Origin of the sequence: Zobellia russellii, from assembly GCF_018728565.1 — a bacterium.
In the GTDB taxonomy this organism is placed as follows: domain Bacteria; phylum Bacteroidota; class Bacteroidia; order Flavobacteriales; family Flavobacteriaceae; genus Zobellia; species Zobellia russellii.
In genome coordinates, this window is record NZ_JACSOI010000006.1 from 215809 (window position 1) to 239431 (window position 23623).

The 23623-nt window shown below is 39.7% G+C and carries 19 protein-coding genes; 8 read left to right on the forward strand and 11 right to left on the reverse strand.

The window, feature by feature from the left end:
- Nucleotides 1-48 precede the first annotated feature (48 nt).
- Nucleotides 49-3459: a HEAT repeat domain-containing protein gene (locus H9565_RS15365; RefSeq protein WP_215440942.1), complete on the forward strand. Its 3411-nt coding sequence runs from the start codon at nucleotides 49-51 to the stop codon at nucleotides 3457-3459.
- A gap of 70 nt (nucleotides 3460-3529) precedes the next feature.
- Here the strand turns inward: H9565_RS15365 and H9565_RS15370 are convergent, their stop codons facing one another.
- Both H9565_RS15370 and mnmA read right to left on the reverse strand, forming a co-directional pair.
- Nucleotides 3530-4471, reverse strand: a complete 942-nt coding sequence (locus H9565_RS15370) for an NAD(P)H-dependent flavin oxidoreductase (RefSeq protein WP_215440944.1) — start codon at nucleotides 4469-4471, stop codon at nucleotides 3530-3532.
- A gap of 21 nt (nucleotides 4472-4492) precedes the next feature.
- The gene (gene mnmA / locus H9565_RS15375) at nucleotides 4493-5683 is read right to left on the reverse strand and encodes a tRNA 2-thiouridine(34) synthase MnmA (RefSeq protein WP_215440946.1); all 1191 of its coding nucleotides are present in this window, start codon (nucleotides 5681-5683) and stop codon (nucleotides 4493-4495) included.
- Nucleotides 5684-5908: 225 nt separating this feature from the next.
- Here mnmA and H9565_RS15380 point away from each other — a divergent pair, with 225 nt between their 5' ends.
- The gene (locus H9565_RS15380) at nucleotides 5909-7282 is read left to right on the forward strand and encodes a fasciclin domain-containing protein (protein WP_215440948.1); all 1374 of its coding nucleotides are present in this window, start codon (nucleotides 5909-5911) and stop codon (nucleotides 7280-7282) included.
- A gap of 375 nt (nucleotides 7283-7657) precedes the next feature.
- Here H9565_RS15380 and yidC read toward each other — a convergent pair whose 3' ends face one another.
- The 3 genes from yidC to H9565_RS15395 form a co-directional block, all read right to left on the reverse strand.
- On the reverse strand, nucleotides 7658-9511 hold the full coding sequence (gene yidC / locus H9565_RS15385; RefSeq protein WP_215440950.1) for a membrane protein insertase YidC: 1854 nt from the start codon (nucleotides 9509-9511) through the stop codon (nucleotides 7658-7660).
- Nucleotides 9512-9629: 118 nt separating this feature from the next.
- Nucleotides 9630-11246, reverse strand: a complete 1617-nt coding sequence (locus H9565_RS15390) for a CTP synthase (RefSeq protein WP_215440952.1) — start codon at nucleotides 11244-11246, stop codon at nucleotides 9630-9632.
- Between the two features lie 58 nt (nucleotides 11247-11304).
- Nucleotides 11305-11538, reverse strand: a complete 234-nt coding sequence (locus H9565_RS15395; protein ID WP_215440954.1) for a DUF3820 family protein — start codon at nucleotides 11536-11538, stop codon at nucleotides 11305-11307.
- Between the two features lie 48 nt (nucleotides 11539-11586).
- Here H9565_RS15395 and H9565_RS15400 point away from each other — a divergent pair, with 48 nt between their 5' ends.
- The gene (locus H9565_RS15400) at nucleotides 11587-12456 is read left to right on the forward strand and encodes a hydroxypyruvate isomerase family protein (protein WP_215440956.1); all 870 of its coding nucleotides are present in this window, start codon (nucleotides 11587-11589) and stop codon (nucleotides 12454-12456) included.
- 32 nt (nucleotides 12457-12488) lie between these two features.
- Here H9565_RS15400 and H9565_RS15405 read toward each other — a convergent pair whose 3' ends face one another.
- Together H9565_RS15405 and H9565_RS15410 are read right to left on the reverse strand one after the other, a co-directional pair.
- On the reverse strand, nucleotides 12489-13235 hold the full coding sequence (locus H9565_RS15405) for a LytR/AlgR family response regulator transcription factor (RefSeq protein WP_215440958.1): 747 nt from the start codon (nucleotides 13233-13235) through the stop codon (nucleotides 12489-12491).
- Between the two features lie 7 nt (nucleotides 13236-13242).
- Complete coding sequence (locus H9565_RS15410) at nucleotides 13243-15348, reverse strand: tetratricopeptide repeat-containing sensor histidine kinase (protein ID WP_215440960.1); 2106 nt, start codon at nucleotides 15346-15348, stop codon at nucleotides 13243-13245.
- A 215-nt stretch (nucleotides 15349-15563) separates the two neighbouring features.
- On the opposite strand from H9565_RS15410, the gene H9565_RS15415 reads away from it, so the two are divergent.
- The 5 genes from H9565_RS15415 to H9565_RS15435 all read left to right on the forward strand — a co-directional run bounded on the left by H9565_RS15415 (nucleotide 15564) and on the right by H9565_RS15435 (nucleotide 18618).
- Complete coding sequence (locus H9565_RS15415; protein ID WP_215440962.1) at nucleotides 15564-16295, forward strand: hypothetical protein; 732 nt, start codon at nucleotides 15564-15566, stop codon at nucleotides 16293-16295.
- Nucleotides 16296-16323: 28 nt separating this feature from the next.
- Entirely contained in the window at nucleotides 16324-16608 is a 285-nt protein-coding gene (locus H9565_RS15420; RefSeq protein WP_215440964.1) for a hypothetical protein, read from the forward strand.
- 39 nt (nucleotides 16609-16647) lie between these two features.
- A complete protein-coding gene (locus H9565_RS15425; protein WP_215440966.1) occupies nucleotides 16648-17190 on the forward strand; it encodes a hypothetical protein in 543 nt (180 codons plus the stop codon).
- 40 nt (nucleotides 17191-17230) lie between these two features.
- Nucleotides 17231-17932 carry a hypothetical protein gene (locus H9565_RS15430; RefSeq protein WP_215440968.1) on the forward strand — a complete coding sequence of 234 codons (702 nt, stop codon included), beginning with the start codon at nucleotides 17231-17233 and terminating at the stop codon, nucleotides 17930-17932.
- Nucleotides 17933-18087: 155 nt separating this feature from the next.
- Nucleotides 18088-18618 carry a hypothetical protein gene (locus tag H9565_RS15435; protein WP_215440970.1) on the forward strand — a complete coding sequence of 177 codons (531 nt, stop codon included), beginning with the start codon at nucleotides 18088-18090 and terminating at the stop codon, nucleotides 18616-18618.
- Nucleotides 18619-18655: 37 nt separating this feature from the next.
- Here H9565_RS15435 and H9565_RS15440 read toward each other — a convergent pair whose 3' ends face one another.
- The 4 genes from H9565_RS15440 to guaA all read right to left on the reverse strand — a co-directional run bounded on the left by H9565_RS15440 (nucleotide 18656) and on the right by guaA (nucleotide 23397).
- Nucleotides 18656-19204 carry a DUF922 domain-containing protein gene (locus H9565_RS15440; protein ID WP_246560691.1) on the reverse strand — a complete coding sequence of 183 codons (549 nt, stop codon included), beginning with the start codon at nucleotides 19202-19204 and terminating at the stop codon, nucleotides 18656-18658.
- On the reverse strand, nucleotides 19192-19596 hold the full coding sequence (locus tag H9565_RS15445; RefSeq protein ID WP_215440972.1) for an OsmC family protein: 405 nt from the start codon (nucleotides 19594-19596) through the stop codon (nucleotides 19192-19194). The genes H9565_RS15440 and H9565_RS15445 overlap by 13 nt, the downstream gene beginning before the upstream one ends.
- Nucleotides 19597-19690: 94 nt before the next feature.
- Nucleotides 19691-21862 carry a LysM peptidoglycan-binding domain-containing protein gene (locus H9565_RS15450; RefSeq protein ID WP_246560694.1) on the reverse strand — a complete coding sequence of 724 codons (2172 nt, stop codon included), beginning with the start codon at nucleotides 21860-21862 and terminating at the stop codon, nucleotides 19691-19693.
- A gap of 2 nt (nucleotides 21863-21864) precedes the next feature.
- Nucleotides 21865-23397: a glutamine-hydrolyzing GMP synthase gene (guaA, locus tag H9565_RS15455; RefSeq protein ID WP_215441071.1), complete on the reverse strand. Its 1533-nt coding sequence runs from the start codon at nucleotides 23395-23397 to the stop codon at nucleotides 21865-21867.
- Nucleotides 23398-23623 lie beyond the last annotated feature (226 nt).

Genomic DNA, 23623 nt, shown 5'->3' on the forward strand with positions numbered 1-23623 from the left:
ATAATTGCCTATTTTTATCAGCTACTTACCAATGAATACAAAACAGTAATGACAAACAAAACCAAACTCACCCAATTAGTTGCAACATCGCTTCTAATCACCCTGTTCTGCGCTTGTGAATCCAAGCCAAAAAAACCAAAGGAAACCCCTCTGGTTATTGTAGAAGATTCCCTTACCGAAGTCAGTAGAGCAAAAGAAATGCGAGAAGGCATAAGTCCTAAAATCGCGGACGGACTAGAACTAACGCTTTGGGCGTCAGATTCTTTGGCTCCAGACCCAATTGCCATGCAAATTGACGATGAAGGCAAAGTGTACCTTACACGTACCAATCGTCAGAAAAACTCGGAATTTGACATTAGAGGGCATCAAGATTGGATGACCGCTTCTATTTCCCTGCAATCCGTAGAGGACCGTCGCAAATTCCTTCACGAAACATTTGCCCCGGAAAAGAGCGAAGAAAATGAATGGTTCCCTGACCTTAATGAAGATGGCAGCCATGACTGGAAAGACCTTACCGTAGAAAAGGATGAAATCTGGATGCTAGAAGACACCAATAATAATGGCATTGCGGATAGATCTACCCGAATACTGGAAGATTTTAATGACGAAATCACGGACGTTGCTGGAGCTCTTTTAGTAAGAGAAGATGACGTTTTTGTTGGTGTAGGCCCGGATATGTGGCGTTTAACGGATACCAATGACGATTTAATCTTAGATGAAAAAACATCACTAGCACACGGTTTTGCCGTGCACATTGGTTTTGCCGCCCACGGAATGTCCGGTGCCATAGAAGGCCCAGACGGCAAGATTTACTGGGGTATTGGCGATATTGGGGCCAACCTTACCACTGCAGACGGCCAAACCCTGAAATACCCTAACCAGGGGGTTATTGTGCGCTCCAATCCTGACGGAAGCAGCTTTGAAGTTTTTGCCAGAGGATTACGAAATACCCATGAATTTGTTTTTGATGCCTATGGAAACATCATCTCTTCCGATAACGATGGCGACCATGCCGGAGAAAGCGAAAGACTGGTGCACCTTGTTGAAGGTTCTGATTCCGGTTGGCGTTCCAATTGGCAGTACGGTAAATACACAGACCCAAAAAACAATGGCTACAAGGTTTGGATGGATGAAAAACTGTTTACCCCACGTTGGGAAGGACAGGCCGCCTATATTGTACCTCCCATTAAAAACTTCCATAACGGCCCTACCGGTATGACCTTTAACCCGGGTACGGCTTTAGGTAAGGACTGGATCAACAAATTCTTTTTAGTAGAGTTCGTGGGTAACCCTGACCGGTCTAACATCTGGGCCTTTGACTTAAAACCTAAAGGTGCTTCGTTTGAACTGAATACGGACAGAAGTATCTTGAGTGGGGTTCTACCAACAGGGATTCAATTTGGTCCGGATGGTGCCATGTATGTGGCCGACTGGGTAAACGGATGGAAAACTAAAAACTACGGACGCGTTTGGAAACTTGATGTTAGCGATGCCAAAAACGATTTATCCGCAGAGCGAAAAGAAACAGAACGTCTTATGACTTTGGACTATGAAGAGCAATCTATGGACGAGTTAATTCAATTGCTTTCTTATGGTGATATGCGTATTAGAAAAAAAGCACAGTTTCAATTGGTTAAAAATGGCTCAAAAGGTTACAAAGCCCTTAAGGAAGCAGCCGCTAAAAACTCCAACCAGTTTGCACGTATACATGCTATTTGGGGAATAGGCCAATTGGCCGATAAAAAGGCATCCGAGGCAGAACCACTTGTTGCCTTGTTAGCCGATAATGACCCTGAGATCATCGCCCAGGCCGCTAAGGTTTTAGGCGATGTAAAATATACTGAAGCAGGCTCAAAATTAATACCGCTTTTAAAGCGTAACAATCCAAGAGTGAAGTTCTTTGCGGCACAAGCTTTGGGTAGAATTAAAACCGAAGCTGCCATTCAACCGCTATTAGACCTTATTGTAGCCAACAATGACGAGGATGTGTATCTGAGACATGCGGCCGTTTTGGCATTGTCCAGAATTGGTAAAACCGAATCCATTACTACTCTGGCGCACAATCCAAACCGAAGCTTGAGAATAGCGGCCGTACTCGTTTTACGAAGACTTCAAGACCCTGCTGTTGCTGAATTTTTAAATGACGAAGACGAATACATTGTTACTGAGGCTGCAAGGGCAATCAATGATGATTTTTCCATTAAAGCCGCACTTCCCGTACTTGCGAATATGTTAACCGTACAGAAATTCAACTCGGAGCCTTTGTTGAGAAGAGCAATTAATGCAGCACTTCGTGTAGGAGACGATAAAGCCCTTGAGAACCTCATTACTTTTGCCAAGGACAAAAACAGGTCTAATGTTCTAAGAGGTGAAGCTCTCGCTACAATTGGCACTTGGGCAGAACCTTCTGTGCTGGATAGAGTTGATGGCCGCTATCGTGGTGAAATTAAGAGAGATCCTAAGGTTGTAAAGCAAAAAATTGAGAAAGATATTCCAGATTTTATCGAGGACACCAATACAGATATTTTAATCGGTATTACCAACACACTGGCCAATTTGGGAATCGACTCTCATAACGACGCTCTTTTTTCCATTATGAAAAAACATAAGTCGCCAATGGTTAGGTCCGAAATTCTAAATGCTTTAGGAAAACTAGGTTTTGACAAAATTGAAACGGCCATGCAGTATGGTATGAAGGATGCTGACAAGGATGTTCGTACTACCGCTATAGGACTGATGTCCAAAATGGAAATTTCAAAAGAGAATCTACCAAGTATTATAGGTCCTATTTTCAAAAAAGGTTCGGTTCGTGAGCAACAACAATTATTGAGTGTTCTAGGTGAACTTCCCGTTGAGAAAAGTGGAGAAGTTTTAGAAGGGTTGATAAAACAAGCTAGCGCAGACCGCCTAAAACAAAGTGTTATTCTAGACCTTATTGAGGCTGTGGAAGCCACAGAAGACGAAAACTTAATTGCACAGTTAAAACCCCTTAAAGAAAATGGAAATTCAATGGACGCGTTTAAGGAAACTTTAGTAGGTGGTAATTACCGCAACGGGCGAAACGTTTTCAACAAAAACCCAACAGCACAATGTACCCGCTGCCATGCCATAGGTAGCGCAGGAGGCGATGTTGGACCTTCTCTAGAGAACATTGGTAATATTTTAACCAGAGAACAACTCTTGGAAGCACTTATAGAACCGAGCGCACGATTGGCGCCTGGATATGGTAGTGTTTCGCTGACTTTAAAAGACGGTCAAAAAGTTAACGGAATCCTTGAAGCCGAAAACCATGAAGAACTAACACTTAGAACTTCTGAGGCAGAGCCTTTGGACATTCCTATTTCGAGAATAGAGAAACGAGAAAATATGCCATCGGCGATGCCACCAATGGGCCGTTTAATTTCTAAAAGGGAATTACGCGACCTAATAGAGTACTTGGCCAATTTAAAAGAAGGCTAATAAGAAAAAAAATCCCTCCGGTATGGAGGGATTTTTTTTTATCATGTGTTTTCCTTTTATTCTATTCTTATTATAAAGATGCCACGCCCTTTTTTGCCATTTTAAATTCGGCCATCATATCCTCTACAATTCTTGCTGCAGGTTTAATATCATGGATCAATGATGCTACTTGCCCAATTTCGAGTTCGCCCTCTTCCATATCACCTTCAAAGATACCTCGTTTGGCACGGGCCCTGCCCAGTAAAGAAATTAAATCTTCTTTGGAAGCTCCTTTAGCATAGGCATTCTGAACATCGTTATAAAACTTGTTTTTTATCAACCTGACGGGAGCCAATTCCTTTAAGGTAAGCTGTGTACCACCTTCACCTGTTTCTACTACTTTTTGTTTGAACAATAGGTGTGATGATGCCTCATCACTCGCTACAAAGCGACTCCCCACTTGTACTGCATCCGCACCCAATACCATTGTAGCAAGCATTGCGGCTCCGGTTGCAATTCCGCCTGCGGCAATTATGGGGATATCTAATTTTTCCTTTACAGCGGGAATCAAAGTAAGGGTTGTAGTTTCATCCCGGCCATTGTGCCCGCCGGCCTCAAAACCTTCGGCAACTACGGCATCTACCCCAGCCTCTTGAGATTTTAGCGCAAATTTTAAACTACTGACCACATGAACTACGGTAATTCCTTTTTCCTGTAAATAGGGGGTCCACGTTTTTGGGTTCCCTGCGGAAGTAAATACAATTTTTACACCTAGGTCTACTATAATTTCCATGAGCTTATCCAAATCAGGATAAAGCATGGGCACATTTACCCCAAAAGGCTTACGGGTTGCTTGTTGACATTTTTGAATATGCTCCCTTAATACTTGCGGATACATACTACCAGCTCCTATCAGGCCCAAACCACCGGCATTGGAAACCGCAGAAGCTAATCGCCAACCACTGGTCCAAACCATACCCGCTTGAACAATAGGATATTCAATACCAAAAAGTTCCGTAATCCTGTTCTGCATGGAAAATATATTAAAGCCTATCTATGAAATTACGCCCGACCCAATAAGCTCGTCATCTAAGTACCAGGCAACAAATTGTCCTTCGGTAATAGCGGACTGCTTTTCTTCAAAATCTACATATAGACCACCATCAATTTTATACAAAACAGCCTTTTGTAAAGGTTGACGATATCTAATGCGCGCCATTACCTCCATAGTTTCGTCTTCCTTGAGCGCTAGATCTGTTCGTACCCAATGGAGTTCATCATCCGTTACAAAAAGTGTTCTTCTATATAGACCAGGATGCGATTTGCCCTGTCCTGTGTAAATTACATTTTCGTTTACGTCTGTCTCAATTACAAACAAAGGCTCCTTAGTTCCCCCAACATCAAGACCTTTTCTTTGCCCTTTGGTAAAGTAATGTGCCCCTTGATGCTCGCCCACAATTTTTCCGTCTTGAACCTGATAAACCGGTTTCTCAGAGAAAAAAGACAGCTCTGCATATTTGTTCTTAAACTGAGGCAATTCTTTTTGATACTGGATAACATCCGAAGGCACCTCTACAATAACCCCTTTTTTAGGTTTCAGTTTTTGCTGAAGAAACTCTGGCAAACGCACTTTTCCTATAAAGCAAAGACCTTGGGAATCTTTCTTATCGGCAGTAATCAAATTATTATCTGCGGCAATTTGTCTTACTTCAGGTTTATTCAAATGCCCTATTGGAAATAAGGTTTTAGATAATTGTTCTTGCGAAAGCTGACATAGAAAATAGGACTGGTCTTTGTTGCCGTCTACACCTGCCAAAAGCTGGTACGTTTCGGACCCATCATCATTTGTAATAGTTCCTTTTCTGCAATAATGGCCCGTAGCTACGTAATCCGCTCCCAATCCCAAGGCGATATCCATAAAGACATCAAACTTAATTTCTCGATTACAGAGCACGTCTGGATTAGGCGTACGTCCTTTTTCATATTCCGCAAACATATAATCTACAATACGCTCTTTGTATTGCACACTTAAATCTACCGTTTGGAAAGGTATACCCAGTTTTTCAGCAACAATCAAAGCATCGTTACTATCTTCTAACCATGGACATTCTTCCGAAATAGTTACCGAGTCATCATGCCAATTCTTCATAAACAAGCCTATTACCTCATACCCTTGTTCTTTTAAAAGGTATGCGGTTACGCTTGAATCCACACCTCCTGAGAGGCCTACAACTACTTTTTTCATGAATATAAATAAAGCTACAAATTTAATCAATAAACACGGATACCACCTTCACTAATTCAATTTTAGCATTTCATTAAATTCAAAAATGTTCAACTTTTTGCCAAAAGAGTTAAACAAAATAATATTTTTATCATAGATTGCCGCAGATTTAACGTAGAAAGCAGATTAGATTTTAGTCCATCTTTAATTCTATTCGCTTTAATATAAACCATTAACATTTTTATTATGATTCTCAACAACTTTAAGGGTCTTTTACCCCTTGCCCTAGTATCTATCTTATTTGTTTCGTGTAGTGATGATGACAACGCTCCCGAAATTCCACAGGAAATGCCTGAAACTACAATTGTAGATGTCGCCATTTCTGATTCCAATTTGTCTATTTTGGTAGAAGCCCTTGACGAAGCCGATTTAGTAACTACCCTTAAAGGTAGCGGTCCTTTTACCGTATTTGCTCCTACGGATTCGGCTTTTCAAGCCTTTTTAGCAGATAACAATTTTTCATCTTTGGATGATATTCCCGAAGAAACCTTAAAGCAAGTACTTTTGAACCATGTGGTTGCAGGTAACGTTAAGGCGGCAGATTTAGAAACTGCTTATTATAGTTCATCTTCTACAGCCGGTGTAGATGGAAAAAACCTAAGTCTATACGTGAAAACTATGGATGGGGTAACTATTAACGGTTCTTCTGTAGCTACGGCAGATATTGAAGCTTCCAATGGAACTATTCATGTTGTGGACAAGGTTATTGGTTTACCAAATGTTGTAAATCACGCTACTTACAATAGTGCTTTTACGGAATTGGTAGGTGCATTGACCGCAGATGGAAACACCGTATTTACGGATTTATTAAGTGGTACCGATCAAAAATTTACTGTTTTTGCTCCTACCAATGATGCTTTTACCGCATTTGAAAATCCTAACGGAAACGAATTAAACTCTATTCTATCTAACCACGTTATAGCGGGAGCAGCTTTAGCCGCAGGTGATTTGAGCAATAGCTATGCGAATACTGCCGCTACCAATGAAGATGGTGATAATTTAAGTATCTATGTTAATACAGATGATGGTGTAACCTTAAATGGTTTCAGCAAGGTGATTATAGCTGATGTAGTTACTACAAACGGAATTATACACGCCGTAGATACCGTTATAGATTTACCAACTGTTGTAACGTTTGCCACTGCTGACAGTGAAAACTTTTCATCTTTAGTGGGTGCACTTACTTCTGAAGGACAACCTGACTTTGTTTCTATCCTAAGCTCTACTACCGAGAATAATCCATTTACGGTTTTTGCACCGGTGAACAGTGCTTTTGCTGCTCTTACCGCAGTTCCTGAAGGTGAAGATTTAACCGCTGTACTTACGCATCATGTAATTGCTGAAGCAAACATTGTTTCCTCCGATTTATCGGATGGTTTGGTTTCTCCTGCAACTTTACAAGGTGATGCTTTGACTTTTTCCGCATCTGGAGACTCTTTTGAAATTACCGATGGAGCCGGAAATATGGGAATTGCTATAGTAAAGGCAGATGTTCAGGCCATAAATGGTGTCATTCACGCAGTTGATATGGTACTTATTCCTAGCGCATCGGAAGACTAATCTAAACCATTACAACTATTGAAAAAGGTCGCTAAGTTAGCGACCTTTTTTTATTGACATTTTTTACAAAGTACTGATTTAATATAAGATATGTAAGATTGAATAGAGCGTTGAAATGGCATATGACCCGTATATTTTTTGAAGACGATGCTGAGTTAAACAACAATTAATTCAAGCGCCGAAATTACAAACAACACCGCTGCCTGTGTTAGCATACAAAAAAGGGCTCTTTACAACTCTCTTTTTTTTAAAGCTTGATTAAGCTGCATCTTTACAGTCCCAAATCTTATCAAACCAACCTAACTTTATGCTAAAAACCCCGACTTAACGTCAGGGTTTTTTTATTGTAATAAAGAGGGTAAGTGAATTATAGAACTACCTCTTGCCAGTTTTCTTTTGCTCTTCGGCCTGCTCCATCATCTCACGCATTCTTCTTTGGAATTTGTTCTCTTTCTTAGGCTTTTTCTTGTTTTCTTGAATCTGGGCATGAATCTTCTCATCATCAAGAATAAAGTTTTTAATAACCAACATAATACCAATAGTAATCATGTTAGATACAAAATAGTATAAACTCAATCCACTCGCGTAGTTATTGAAGAAAAACAACATCATAAGTGGCATTAAGTACATGATAAACTTCATGTTAGGCATACCTGGCTGTTGTGGCATATTCTGACCGGTTGTCATGGTCATATAAAAGAATATGGCAATAGAAGCCAATATTGGAAACAAACTAACGTGATCCCCATAAAATGGAATATCAAAAGGTAGATTGGCAACAACATCATAGGATGATAAATCATCTGCCCATAAAAATGATTTCTGGCGCAAAGCGAAGGATGTGGGGAAAAACATAAACAACGCATAGAAAATAGGCATTTGTAATAGCGCCGGTATACATCCGCTCATAGGGCTAACACCAGCTTTTCCGTACAGCTTCATTGTTTCTTGCTGCTTCTTCATAGCATTATCCTTGTACTTCTCTCCTAATTCCGCTAATTCAGGTTTTAGCACCTTCATTTTAGCTTGGGATAAATAGGATTTATACGTTACGGGAGACATTGCCAATCTTACCAAAATGGTCATCACAACAATGGCCACACCAAACGGTAAGAAAGAACTTAAGAAAGAATAGAATGGTGTAAACAAATATCTATTTAACCAACCAAAAATTCCCCATCCAAATGGTATGGAATCATCCAACCCTAATTCTTTGTATTGACTCAACACTTTTACATCTGTTGGCCCATAGTACCAATGCATATTCTGTGCTAGCTCACCTCCTGTTAGTTTTAAAGGCACTTTTGCACCGAACAGTTTAGTAAACTTCGTTTCCTTACTTTCTTCTTCCACCAAGTTTTTAGAAGTAAGTACGGCATTCTTAAAATTGGTCTTACCGGCCAGAATAGAACTAAAGAAATGTTGTCTATATGATAGCCATTTTACATCTTCTTCCGTTTCCTCATCATCGTTGGTAAGTGATAAGTAGCTTATTTTACCATCATCATGATTGTACGTAAGTTCCGTGTATCTATTCTCGTACTCTACGCTTTTATTATGACGAATACCCTTTAAGTTCCATTCTAAATCTATAGGTCTGCTACTGTCTATAATACCGTTAAGTCCTTGAGAACGTATGGTAAAATCTACAAGGTAATCTCCCTCTTTCATCTCATAACGGTACTCTAAAAAGTTATTAGGGCCCGCTTTGGCTTTCATAGAAAGCACTTTGTTACCGTTGCTCTCTGTTAAGGATGGCTCAAAATAAAGGTCTTGGGTGTTCAGCACACGGTTGTCCGAGGTTGTAAAATTCAGACCAAACGAAGCATTACCCTCGTGTATTAAATATACAGGAATAGAATCGTACGTATGGTATTGTTTCATACGCGCCTCTACAATCTGCCCACCTTTGTTGCTTATTTCCAAAGAAACCAAATCATTCTCTAACTTGGTAATTTTATCGGTTGGCTGCGTATACCCAAAGGCACCTATTTTACCTTGATAATTAGCTACAGCCGTAGAATCCTGAAGGTTTATTGCGGGAGACTGTGCTAAATTTTCAGATGGTAAAGCCTCACTGCCCTCCTCTTTAACAACTAGTTCCTGTTGTGCTTTTTCGGCCTCTAACTCTTCGGGAGTGGGCTGATTCTGATAAAACATAAATATCAATATCCCGAAAATCAGCACAAAACCGATTATGGAATTTATATCTACTTTCTTTTCTTCCATCTAAATAATTGTTAATAGACCGCTTTCAATTTTAGAAAGCGATCATGTACAGGGGTTTGGTTCAGTCAATTAGCAAATATATGCCCAATTGCTCAAATTATGCCAGAATGGCATTAGTTTATTGTTTTTTATGTTTTAATGCCGCTTTTACAAACCCTACGAACAACGGATGCGGGCTAGCGACCGTACTTTTGTATTCCGGGTGGTATTGAACGCCTATAAACCAAGGATGCTCAGGTATTTCCACAATCTCTACAAGACCTGTTTCTTTGTTTATACCTGTAGCTTTTAACCCACTTGCCTCCAGTTGCTCTTTAAAATCACTATTGAACTCGTAACGGTGACGGTGTCTTTCCGATATATTATCGGCTCCTTTATAAATTTCTTTTACCAGACTACCATCCAACAGCTCACAGTCCCATGCACCCAATCTCATGGTACCCCCTTTATTGGTGATGGTTTTCTGTTCTTCCATTAAGTTAATTACCGGATAAGGTGTTTTCTCATCCATTTCGGTTGAATTGGCATCTTCAAGCTCCAAAACATTGCGGGAATATTCAATAACAGACATTTGCATGCCCAAACAAATACCCAAAAACGGAATGTTGTTCTCTCGTGCATACTGTACGGCCTGTATTTTTCCTTCAATTCCACGTTCGCCAAAACCTGGCGCAACGAGTATACCGTTTAAGTCACTAAGTTTTTTCTCAAGTCCTTTACCCAATAAATGCTCGGAATGAATGGACTTCACATTTACACGAACTTCATTTACCGCTCCGGCATGGATAAACGCCTCCAAAATAGATTTGTAAGAATCCTGAAGCTCAACATATTTACCGATCAAGCCAATATTTACCTCGTTCTGTGGATTCTTGTGCTGATCTAAGAAATCTTTCCATTGGTTTAAATCAGGCTCTACGTCATCGGCCAAAGCCAATTTCTTTAGAACCACGGTATCCAAACCTTCTTCCTGCATTAACAGGGGAACGTCATAAATTGTAGAAGCATCAATAGACTGAATGACCGCTTCACGCTTTACGTTACAGAATAGCGCCAATTTATTTTTAATCTCGTCAGAAATCTCATGCTCTGTACGGCACACCAAAACATCGGCCTTAATTCCACTTTCCATTAACGTTTTAACGGAATGCTGAGTAGGCTTTGTCTTCAACTCTCCGGCTGCAGATAAAAACGGAACAAGAGTTAAATGTATAACAATGGCATTATTCTCACCAAGCTCCCAAAGTAATTGTCTAACGGACTCTATATAAGGTAAGGATTCAATATCACCTACGGTACCTCCTATTTCGGTAATTACAATATCATATTCGCCACTATTGCCCAATAACTGAACACGTCGTTTAATTTCGTTGGTAATATGAGGTACCACCTGAACGGTCTTACCTAAAAATTCGCCGCGGCGTTCCTTTTCTATTACACTTTGGTAGATACGACCTGTAGTTACGTTATTGGCCTGTGAGGTACGAACGTTCAAAAAACGCTCGTAATGCCCTAAATCCAAATCGGTCTCCGCTCCATCATCGGTTACATAGCATTCGCCATGTTCATACGGATTTAGCGTACCTGGATCTACGTTGATATACGGATCTAATTTTTGTATCGTTGTCTTATAGCCACGTGCCTGTAGCAATTTGGCGAGCGATGCGGCTATAATACCTTTCCCTAGAGAAGAAGTAACACCTCCCGTAACGAAAATATACTTTGTCTGCGACATATTGGTGTTCTTTGTTACGGGGCACAAAGATATAAATCCCCTAGTGAAATCATAGGTATTACCTAGGAAAATCTTTTTGAATCTTATGAATTAACGGCTCTAATCCATTTATCTTAATTTCCAACATAGATTTAAGTAGTATTCCTAATTTTCCGTCAGGAAACCCCTTTTGTTGATACCAAACCAAATAGGGTTCCGGAAGTTGCACCAGATACCTACCTTTAAATTTTCCAAATGGCATTCTATAGTGTGCCAATTCTATTAACTTTTCTTTATCCGGAGCTATATTCATTTTTAAATCTAAAAATTTTATCTTTATTTTCGCCTAATAGCCAAAATTATGAAACGAAGAAAATTTATTGGTACATCTGCAGCCGCATCGGTTGGATTGGTGGCCTGCAAAACTACAAATGCCATGGCATCTCCAACTGCTGAAAGTGTAAAGTTAAAAGAAAATATTCACCATAGCGTTTGCCGTTGGTGCTACAAGGATATTCCTATGGAAGATTTCCTAAAAAGCTTAAACGAACTTGGTATTAAGGCAATGGACCTTACCGGTCCTGAAGATTGGCCTTTAATGAAAAAATATGGAATTCATGCTTCTATGTGCTGGGGCGCCGGTTTTGGCATTGAAAAAGGTTGGAACGACCCTTCTTTGCACGAAGAACTTATTGCAGATTACTCACAACACATTCCAAAAGTAGCTGAAGCAGGCTATACCAACCTTATTTGCTTTAGCGGTAACAGAAACGGAATGGATGATGCAGAAGGACTTAAAAACTGCGCTGAAGGACTTAAAAAAATAATGCCTATTGCAGAGAAACATGGCGTAGTCCTTCAAATGGAGCTTTTGAACTCTAAAGTAAACCACCCGGATTACATGTGCGATACCAGTGCTTGGGGCATAGAACTTTGCAAAGCTATAGGTTCAGAGCATTTTAAACTATTATATGACATCTACCACATGCAAATTATGGAAGGTGACATTATTAGAAATATTCAAGATTACCATCAATATTTTGGACACTACCACACCGGAGGAAATCCAGGAAGAAACGAAATAAACGATACTCAAGAGCTTTTTTACCCTGCAATCATGAAAGCAATTCTTGCTACAGGTTTTAAAGGCTACGTGGCCCAAGAATTCATACCCACATGGGACGATCAGATTGCAGCCTTAAAAGAAGGCGTTACCATTTGTGATGTATAAAATTACCAGCCTCCCTTCGGGGAGGTTTTTTTTTAGCCCATTAATTTCTTTAAAAAATCTTCTTTTCTCCGCACCGCCACTTCTATATGCGAACCATCGTTCATAAGTGCGTAGCCACCTTTACCCTTTACATACTTATCCACACAAGTTAAATTAATCAAATGCGATTGATGTGTCCTGTAAAAATGATGCTTATCCAACAATGCCTCAAAATACTTTAATGTTTTGGCTACGGTAAGTTTCTTATCATCCTTTAAATACAGATGCGTATAGTTAATATCCGATTGGCAGCGAACAATATCTTTTATGGCAATCATAGAAAGGCCATCTACGGTAGGTACCGCTATTTTCTGAAAATCACTGGTCTTTTGCCCCTCAAGATTTTGGAACAAGACTTCCATTTTCTGAGATATCTCTTGGAGCGAAATTTTCTTTTTTAGCTTTTCCAAGGCTATATGCAAGTCATCTTCCGCAATTGGTTTTAAGAGATAGTCCAATGCCGAAAACTTAAAAGCCTCTAGAGCGTAATTATCATAACCCGTTGTAAAAATAACCTCAAAATTAATGCTCGGCACCGCCTGTAGCAATTCAAACCCGGTTTTATTGTGTAACTGTATATCCAAAAAAACTACTTGTGGGCTATATCTTTTTATGACGTCCAGACCTTCCTCATATGAGGAGGCCACTTCCTGTACTTCTACCGTACCGTAGGTTTTCAGCAATAAAAGTAACCTATCCTGACAATGCTTTTCATCATCGACTATAATCGCTTTCAACATAAATTCTTTAAAATTGAAGTTCCAAAGGCAGTTTTAACTCCACGCGAAGCCCTTCTTCCTTATCGAACATTTGGATGCTTCCTTTTTCTTTTTTCAACTGGTTTATAATATCAAGCCTGTTCTTGGTTATTTTAAGTCCCATTGAAGTCTTTCCTTTTTTTGCTTCACCATTCATTCTTCGCCCTACCCCATCATCATCTACCGTACAGACTAAAAACTGCCCCTCGGTTTTCACCGAAATATCTATATGCCCCGTAGCCTCTTTTTTTGATATCCCATGCCAGATACTATTTTCTATAAAAGGCTGCAAGATTAGTGGTGGTACCATGGTATTCTCAACATCTACATCTTCACCCACCTTAAAGGAATGCACGAATTTCCCCTTTAAACGTAATCCTTCAATTTGCATATAGAGTTCCGTAAGTTCAAGGTCTTCTTCCAGCGAAATCCATTTTTTCTCGGAACTCTCCAAAATGGCCCTAATGAGTTTAGAAAACTTCACCAAAAATATATTAGCGGTCTGCAAATCGTTCTTGGCCATATAATCACTAATGGAGTTCATGGCATTAAAAATAAAATGGGGATTCATTTGTGAGCGAAGTGCCTTTAGTTCGGTTTCCGCTACCTTGGTCTTGAATTCGGAAATTTTCTTTTCGGACAAGACCCGTTCTCTTTTTTTATACAGTTGAAAAGCAATAACCGAAAAAATAACAATCAAAAGTGCCCCGAGGGACAAACCCGTTATCATTAGTTTTTGACGTTCCATTTCTGCATTAGATACAGCCTGTTCCTTTTCATGGGTAGCCAAAAGGGTAGATTTTTCTTTTTCGTACTCGTAATCTGCCTCAAGAAGTGCTATTTCTTCTTTTTTCTCTACGGAAGCAAAACTATCTCGCAACACTACGGCATCGGTTTTATTCTTAAACGCCTGTTTATAATTTCCCGTTGCACTTTGCAAACTTGCCAGTTGTTCAAGAGCATTGAACTGCAAGTTTATACTACCTGCTTCTTTGGCATATCTATACGAAGTCTCGTAATTTTCTTCGGCAAGCGCCATTTTTTTATCCGCTCCTAAAAAATAACAGTCGCCCAAAGAACGATGTACTATTGCCAGGTTATTGGTATTCTTTAACTTCTCGTATATTTTCTGTGTCTGTTTAAAATAGGGCACTGCCTTAGCGTATTTTCCCATTTCAGTATATGCGATTCCCATATTGGTCAACGCACTGGCCATACCTCTTTCATTGGTATTACTTTCCATGATATCATAAGCCTTCCTATAACTCTCAATGGCCTTTTCCGAGTTTCCGGTGTCATTATAAACCCGCCCAAGATTGGTTAGCGCATTGGCCACACCTTCCTGAAAATCACTCTTTTCAAAAAATAAAAGGGCCTGTTTTTGGTATTTTTCCGACTCTTTAAACTTTTCCAATCTAGCATACAACAGTCCTATATTGCTAAGAATAGATGCATATTGACGATTCTCAGTAAGCCCCAAATCCTCATAAATACGCTTAGCATCCAAGTAGCTTTTGATGGCCTCAGGATATTTAGAGAGGTACATATAATTAATGCCGATGCTATTTAACATTTTAGCCATTAAAAAGCTATCCTTGGCTTGCTCAAAAACCTCGTACGCCTTACGGTTGTTATCGTTAGCCTTGGCATAGTCCGATTCATTAAAATACACCAAACCCTTATTATAAATTAACCTGGCAACACCCTTTAGGTCATTGTTCTCCTCTCGTATTTTCATAGCCAAGTCATACGATTCCAAAGCCAGCGAGTCCATACCCAATGCGCTATAGTTATGCCCCCTGTAGGCATATGCAGTAGCCGTGCCTTCATAATTTCGCAATTGAAGCCCCAAATCTATAGCCTCTTGAGATGTATCTACCCCAGATTGGGGGTCAACGGAATAGTAGGTATACGCTAGCTCGTTCAAAGTTTTTAACCTAACTGAATCCTGATTCGTGGTTTTACGTAAAAGGAGAGTTAAACTATCAATTTTGGACCGCTGCGCTTCTACTGTATACACTGATAACAGAAGGAATAGAACAAGGCTGGTTATTCTAAAAAAATGCATTGGCGCAGTTGGTATATGGTTCTCCAAATTTAACAGTTTAGCAGAAGTGAGCACCACACAGGCAGAATAAATATTGTGATAAATTGTTCTTTTTGAGGTTTGTACATATAAAAATACAGAAATTACGATTATATCAAAAAAACCAACACATACCTCAACGATCATCACAGTTAATAAATGCCTATGGTACGGTAGGCCGCTTCTTCTTACTTTCATCGTACCAAACCAAACATCCAACTCCCATGATGAAGAACCACTACCAGCACAAATTTTTAATTATCTTCATCGCACTCTCCCTTTGCTTTGCTGTTGGATGTGACAATCATCCCATAAACGAATTAGCCGAAGACCTTTCAGATGAATTTGAAGAAATAGACAAAGAACAAGAAGAACAGAAACAAGACAAAGAACAAGAAGAACAGAAACAAGAGGAAGAACAAGAAGAACAGAAAGAAGAAGAAGAAGAAGAAGAAGAAGCCTTATATACTGGTTCTATGATTGCTATTGCTAACAGCAATGAATTTCAATCATCTGAATATTTAAAACAATTCAATACCATTTATGCAAGCATTACAAAGAACGATGAGCTATTTATGGTATACATCTCAGGTTACGACATAAGCTTAGGGCTGGTAAATGCTAAAACAATTATTTTATGGGCCGTAGGAGAAGACTTTTCCACTCTCAAAGCAGGCAAAACCTGGGATTCCCCCCTAGTAGATTTTCTCCACGAAGGAGTGATTGCAAATTATTACGAAAGTGAAGTGACAGATGACAATGAGAACGAAGACGATGACGAGGACCCTAACCTTGAAGAAGTAGATGATATATATCTAAAAATTACCGCAATTGATTTCGAAAATCAAAAATTTTCTGGTGAGTTCAATTTTGCGGGAAAAACTGAAGACGGCACATCCATTACCGTAACCGATGGCAAGTTTACCGATTACTATTTTGAATATAACGAACAATAACAACCTCACCCACAAACCTCTAAAAACCATGAAAAAATCTATAATCTATTTTTCAGCTTTTCTTTTAGCCTTGTCTACTTTTATTAATTGCTCCGTAAAAGATGTTGTAGACGACCTTAGCGACACACAAAAAGCACTTGATTGCGCCCGTTTAATTGAAGACATTGATGAAAAATGGGACGACGAGAATAGAGATTGTGATGATATAAAGTCTGATGTAGCAAAAATTCTGGACACTTGTAAAGATTTTATAAGCGAAGAACAAAAATCTCAACTGGAATTCTATGCCGCAAATTGCGACACAGCCAATTAATGATATTACAATAAACTTAACCTCACTTTGTTTTTCTAAATGAATGCAATAAACCTGAACCATTACCGCACTAATCTGCTGCTACTGGGTCTAAATCTATCCGTCCCAAAAAGCAAGGGCGCAAACAAAAGAAAAAACAAAAAGGACACCTGTAGTATTTCAGGAGTGATACGATTGTTCGGAAAAGAGACCCCAAATTTGGGAACGTCCTTAAAAATCGGAAACCTTGCCGTAGGCAGCTCCGCTATTGGAAAAACCATCTTACTTACAGATATCCACACCAAAATAAATGATTACGGCCCTAAGCCCAAAGATTGTCAAAACTATTTTCTGATCACTGGCCTAGACCTAAGAACAACATCTGCCAACAGTTCTTTCAGCTCCTTGTCCGTAAATATCACAATGGAGGGGGTAGCGTACAAATACACCACTCCCCCACCCATTTCCAACAACAAGTTACAGCAAACGACCAGTTACCTCATCGACTTGAAAAAAAAGGAAATTCAATTTTTAGAAACAAAAGTTGTCAATACTAAAACAAATTCTGTCTTGACCATGAACGGCACAGTAACCTGGACATAACTCTAAAACTAAAAACGCAAACATCTAAACATCGCGAACAATGAATCTACCGAAAATAGTATCCATATACACGCTTATACTCCTTCTGAGCACCACCATATCCTGTTCCGAAGATAATTCAACCATAGACCCTCCCGTTCCAAAAGAGCAAAGCGAAGAAGACCCGGTTACAGAAGAAGAGAACGAGAGCACCACCGAAGAGGAACAAGAAGAGGAAACCAACGAAGAAGAGGAAGTGGAAGAAAGTCCGCAAGAAGAAGAAGAAGAAGAAGAAGAAGAAGAAGAAGAAGAAGAAACAACTAACAATTTTGGCACTATAGAATTGTCCGGTGATGAAACCTCTGATGTTGGCACTGAGCTCGTTGTTGGACACATTGCCGTTGGTCGTGCAGATTTGACAGGCACGGAAAAATCAGTGATTTTAACGGACGAAAACACTCCAATTACAGAAGAAGGACCAGAACCTAAAAACCTTGACAAAGGCTTTGTTCTTATAGGTGGAGACGACCTTAATGCCGGTGGAACTACTTCCGCAGAAAAAGATATCTCTATGGTCATATTTATTGACGGTGAAGAATACCGCTTTGGATGTTCCGTACCTAGCAGCGGAAACTTTATTGATTGCGGAGCCGACTACAATATAGATTTTGATAAAAAGGAAATGGTTTTTAATGAAACCACAGTTGTTAATACCGAAACGAAAGTAACTTTGACAATGAACGGCACTATTACATGGGAATAGCTCCTATACAAAGGAAAAACATGCTTTTGCAACCTCTAAATAAAATGGTGTTCTATACCGAATTCACAAGCCAAAAGAAACCAATTAAAAAATATGTACGTAATTTTACTGAGAATTTTATTCTAAATAACAACGTTACACTAAACACTATTACAATGAAAAAAACACTTACACTATTAGCTGCCTTTACATTTGTAGTGCAGCTTGCATCCGCCCAGGAATTTGAGGTAGGCTCAAACGTAATTAACGTAGGTCTTGGCTTAGGAGGATATTACGGCGGATACGACACTTCTACACAAAGTCCTGTATTCAGTGCTAGCTACGAAAGAGGCGTTTGGGATGTTCCTGGCCCCGGTGTTGTTAGTCTTGGTGGATACCTTGGTTACAAAAAGTTCACCTATGACAGTAACTTCAACAATGCGGATTATAGCTGGTCCTATACGGTCATAGGAGCTCGTGGCGCCTATCACTATACCGGTTTTGATATTGATAACCTGGATGTATACGGTGGGGCTATGATATCTATGCGTATTTATAATGGAGATGATTTTAACGACCTAAACAGCAGACCTGGAGCAACCGCTTTTGTTGGAGGTCGTTGGTACTTTACAGACAGTATTGCCGGTTTTGCAGAAGCGGGTTATGGTGCTGCCTTCTTAACACTAGGAGCTTCTTTTAGGTTCTAACAGCCTAGAAATAAAATATTAAAAGCCTTCTTAGAATTTAATTCTGAGAAGGCTTTTCTTCTTTAAGTGCAGCTTTAATTTCTTGGTTCCAGAGCAACTGCTTTTGCAAGTCTCTGGAAAAATTGGTCTCCCTATCGTATTTGTTCTGAAAATTGCTTAGCTCTTTTAAAATAGATTTATATATAGCCCTCACTTCCGCCTTGGCATCCATTGTAAATTGAGTCTTGGCCAACCGTTCCCGCATTTTCCTGGCATAGAGCTCGGATATATCAAAATGCAACTGCTCATGGCTTAAAATAATTGAATCGCATAATTCCGGGCGATACCATGATTTATTGGGGTAAAATTCGCTCTGCACTACAAAATCCAAATAGAGCTGCCCATTTTTCTTAAAAGATGAAAACGAGTAACTAATACCGCTGGCCGTTGTTGCTGCGGCCCATTCGGTTTTAAAATAACTGCCCTTAAAATCGGACCATTGCAGTTTTCTGTCCGCATCCCAAACCATGATTTCTTCCTCTTGGGAAAAAACCATACCGGTCACCAACAAGCAAAAGGCCCAAAGGCTGTTTTTTAGAGCTCCCAATGAAATGTGATTACCTTTTCTATATCCGGATGCAAACTGTAGTGCACGGGGCACGTCATTGCCGTATGCTCCAAGATTTTTCTATCCTTCTCCGAAACATCCGAAGGTAAAATGAGTTTGGCTTCAATTTTAGAGATACGTCTTGGTCCGGCAGCCATGTGCTTCTTGATTTCCACCGTAGAACCATCCAACTTTACCCCTAGTCCTTTGGCCTTTATCCCCATCATAGTAACCATGCAGCTCCCCAACCCGGTAGCTACTGTATCAGTTGGTGAAAAAGCCTGTCCCAGACCATTATTATCTACGGGAGCGTCCGTAATGAAAGTGTTACCGGAGCGCACATGTTCACAAGTGGTTCTTAATTCTCCGTTGTAGGTTACTTTTGAAGTCATACTAAATTGGGTTTAGAATTTATTGTTCTATTCGTAAACCCTAAGTTAGTACTACCTGATTCAAAAAAGAAATAATTTTTACTGATTTCTAAACTTACTCCGCCTCTTTTATCCGAAGGTCCTCAAACATTAAAACGTAGGATGATTGATTAAAGTAACCAGAAGCTCCATGCTTTTCATAATCAAACTTACTACCGGAATACTCCGTTTCACCAATAACCTTGGAAGCTTCCATTAGGTTATTCTTGTACGCCAGCTTCAACAGAAGGTCATACGTAATATCAAAACCACGTACGGCATATCTATCCGGAGTACTTCCAAATCGTTTTTCATATCGTTTAGAAAATGAATCGTTTGAAGCTGTTTTATACACGGATGGGTAGGTGAAATGTAAATTTGATAAGTGGGCATTACTGATTACCTCGTTATCAAAAGCATTGTTTTTATTTGTAGTGAACATGCGCACTTTTATATCCTCTGTATTCCTAGAGTTTAATATAGAACTTACACTTGAAACCAATTTGAAATTATCGGTCTCTACAAAAACCCAGTTATCCGAATCTTCAGAAAGAAGCTCCGTTAACTTTTCTATGTTAATACCGATGTTCTTTTCCTCTTGGGCCACTTTTAATGTATCGGCACCGGGAAAGCTTGCTAACAGTTGTTTTTGCACAGCTTTGTTCTTGTCATCTGCAATAATGATAATATGCTGCTCAGCAGTGCGCTTTTCCTGTACATAGCTTATCAGACGGTCACGTAGCACCTTCTCAGAAGTATACGAAAAGAAAACATTGGACAAACTTAAATCGCTCTTAGCGGGAATAGGGGCTACAAGAGGAACTTGTTTACCACTAGCCCTTACCGCAGTCTCTTTCAAGGAAGGCATATCCAACGGACCTACAATTGCACCGTACCCGGAAAGATTCTCTCCTTGAAGGATTTCTTTGGTTCTTGCCAAGCTCAGTTGATTATCAAAAGTTTTAACATCTACTGAAATTCCTAAATCTGCAATAGAATCAATTGCTACCAATGCCCCCGAGTAAAGCCCCAAACTATACTTAAGACTATTTCTTTTATCTATGATGTTAGCTACGCGGTTTTTATCACTTAAGTCCAACTTATCCAATCGGAAAGGCAAAAGAAACATCAACTTTGGCTTGTTCTGCGTGTTAACACTATCCACAAGATTGATTTTATCCAACACCAATGAATTACGAACCTCAAAATTACCTTCCTGTTCTTTAGGCAATTTTAGTATCATACCTGCTTTTAACCCTTGGGACAAATCCGGATTCAATGCTAAAAGTTCTTTATAACTTATACCGAATTTACGAGTAAGTGAGAATTCGGTTTGTTTTGGCTTTACCTCATAAAAATTAAAGTTCTCCGTATTAATGGCTCCGCTATCCGCTTTTTTCTGCGGAATACGAATTACCATACCTTCTTTTAAGCCACCTCTTTCTGTAATTTCAGGATTCAAGCGAACGATTTCATCCGATTTTACTCCAAATTTCTGCTCTAACTGAAAGAAATTCATTTTAGGAGGAACCGTGTACGAAGTATACAGTTCTGTTTGCTGGTTATCTACAGTGCTTCCCGCAATCTTTGGCAATTTTAACTCTTGCCCTACGGCTAAGTAGTCATTGGATTTTGACAACTCAGGATTTAAGACCACCATACTATCTACAGTAATGCCATACTTATACGCAATACTCCATCTGGTTTCTTTGGGAGCTACCTCATAAATTTCAAAATCATCTTCGTTAATAACAATCTCGTCTTCCGGTTTTACCCTGCGGTATTTCGGAATCTTCAATGTCATTTTTCTTTTTAGTTGCGAAGAGTATAATTCTGGATTGTATTTCTTAATTGCTTCTTCGGTAATCTGAAACCGTTTCGCAATACTGTACAATGTTTCCTTTTTCTTTACTCGGTACGATGTGAATCCAATAGGTTCTTCTTGCGCTTCGCCCTCATCTTTTTTCACGGATGCGGGCTCTACTTTTCTTGTAGATTGAGAGGCAACTTCCTTGGCTTTACTATCCTTAGGAATAACCAATATTGTATTAGCCCTCAGCTCATCACCGCGTTTTACCTCTTTGTTTAATTTAAGTATAGTTTCAGTATCCAATCTATACTGTTTTGCTATACCCTCCAAGGTCTCACCCTTCTTTACGGCATGCGTGGTAAACTTCTGTGCAGAAGCTTTGCACCCCACAAAAACGAACAATAATAATGTTAGACCTACTTTAAAAAACTGATTCATATTTATTCCCATTCAATGGTTGCCGGCGGCTTAGAACTTATGTCGTACACAACCCTGTTAACGCCCGGCACTTTGTTGATAATATCGTTTGATATCTTTTGCAAGAATTCGTAGGGTAAATTCACCCAATCGGCGGTCATACCATCGGTACTTTCTACAGCTCGCAAAGCTACGCATTTTTCATAAGTACGCTCATCTCCCATAACTCCTACACTATTTACGGGCAAAAGCATTGCTCCGGCCTGCCAAACCTTATCATAAAGGCCCCAATCACGCAATCCCTGTATAAAGATATGATCCACCTCCTGTAGTATAGACACCTTTTCCGGCGTAATGTCACCCAAAATACGAATTGCTAGTCCAGGACCAGGAAAAGGATGTCTTCCCAAGCGCTCATCACCTATGGCCATACTCTTACCTACGCGCCTAACCTCATCCTTAAACAACATTTTTAAAGGCTCTACCACATTTAACTTCATAAAATCCGGCAAACCACCTACATTATGGTGACTCTTAATAGTTGCCGATGGACCTCCAGTAGCAGAAACCGACTCAATTACATCTGGATAAATAGTACCTTGTGCCAACCACTTTACATCCTGCACTAGGTGCGCCTCATCATCAAAAACATCTATAAACACCTTTCCTATTATCTTTCTTTTCTTCTCCGGGTCACTTTCTCCAGCAAGAGCATCCAAAAAGCGTGCCGAAGCATCAACTCCTTTTACATTAAGCCCCATATGCTCGTACTGATCAAGTACGTCCTGAAACTCGTTCTTTCTTAAAAGACCATTATTCACGAAAATGCAATAAAGATTCTTTCCAATAGCCTTATGGAGTAACACAGCCGCAACCGTAGAATCTACTCCACCGGACAAACCGAGCACAACTTTATCGTTACCTATTTTCTGTTTTAGCTCCGCCACGGTCAAATCAACAAACGCATCCGGCGTCCAAGTTTGTTCCACTCCAGCAATGTTTACCAAGAAGTTTTCCAGTATTTTTTTTCCATCTGTAGAGTGATAAACCTCTGGATGAAATTGAATAGCATAAGTATCCTCGTTTTCAATCTTATACGCAGCACGTTCAACATCATGTGTGCTTGCTAAAACCACTCCGTTTTCAGGAAGCTCTTGTATCGTATCGCTATGGCTCATCCAGACTTGACTACCTTCCGAAACACCTTCAAAAAACGCTTCGCCAGATTTAATATAGGACAGATTTGCACGACCATATTCCCTAGTATTGGAAGGCGCCACATTGCCGCCACCAAAGTGAGCCAAGTATTGCGCTCCATAACAAACCGCCAATAAAGGTTTCTTGCCTTTGATTTCGGACAGATCCGGATGCGGAGCATCATCGGCCCGTACCGAGAACGGGGAACCCGACAGGATTACCGCGTTATAAGAGGATAAGTCCTCCGGAGGCTTGTTATACGGCTTTATTTCACAAAAAATGTTGAGTTCTCTAACCCTTCTAGCGATGAGTTGTGTGTACTGAGAACCGAAATCGAGTATAAGGACGTTGTTTTGCATGGCCAAAAATAGCAAATTCCATTCTCCCAAAAAGACTCTTTTTACATATTTATAATCGGGTTTTTAACAATCACCCCAAATAACAGAATTACAACAGTAGGGAGTAAGCCAAATTGAAAACTAAAATTCCTACAATTCAAAAAACATCCACCCCAAAGATTCATCAAAAGCTAAATTTTTCACAATACCCAAAAGTCCATCTCAACGTTCCTTTTTTCAATTTTTT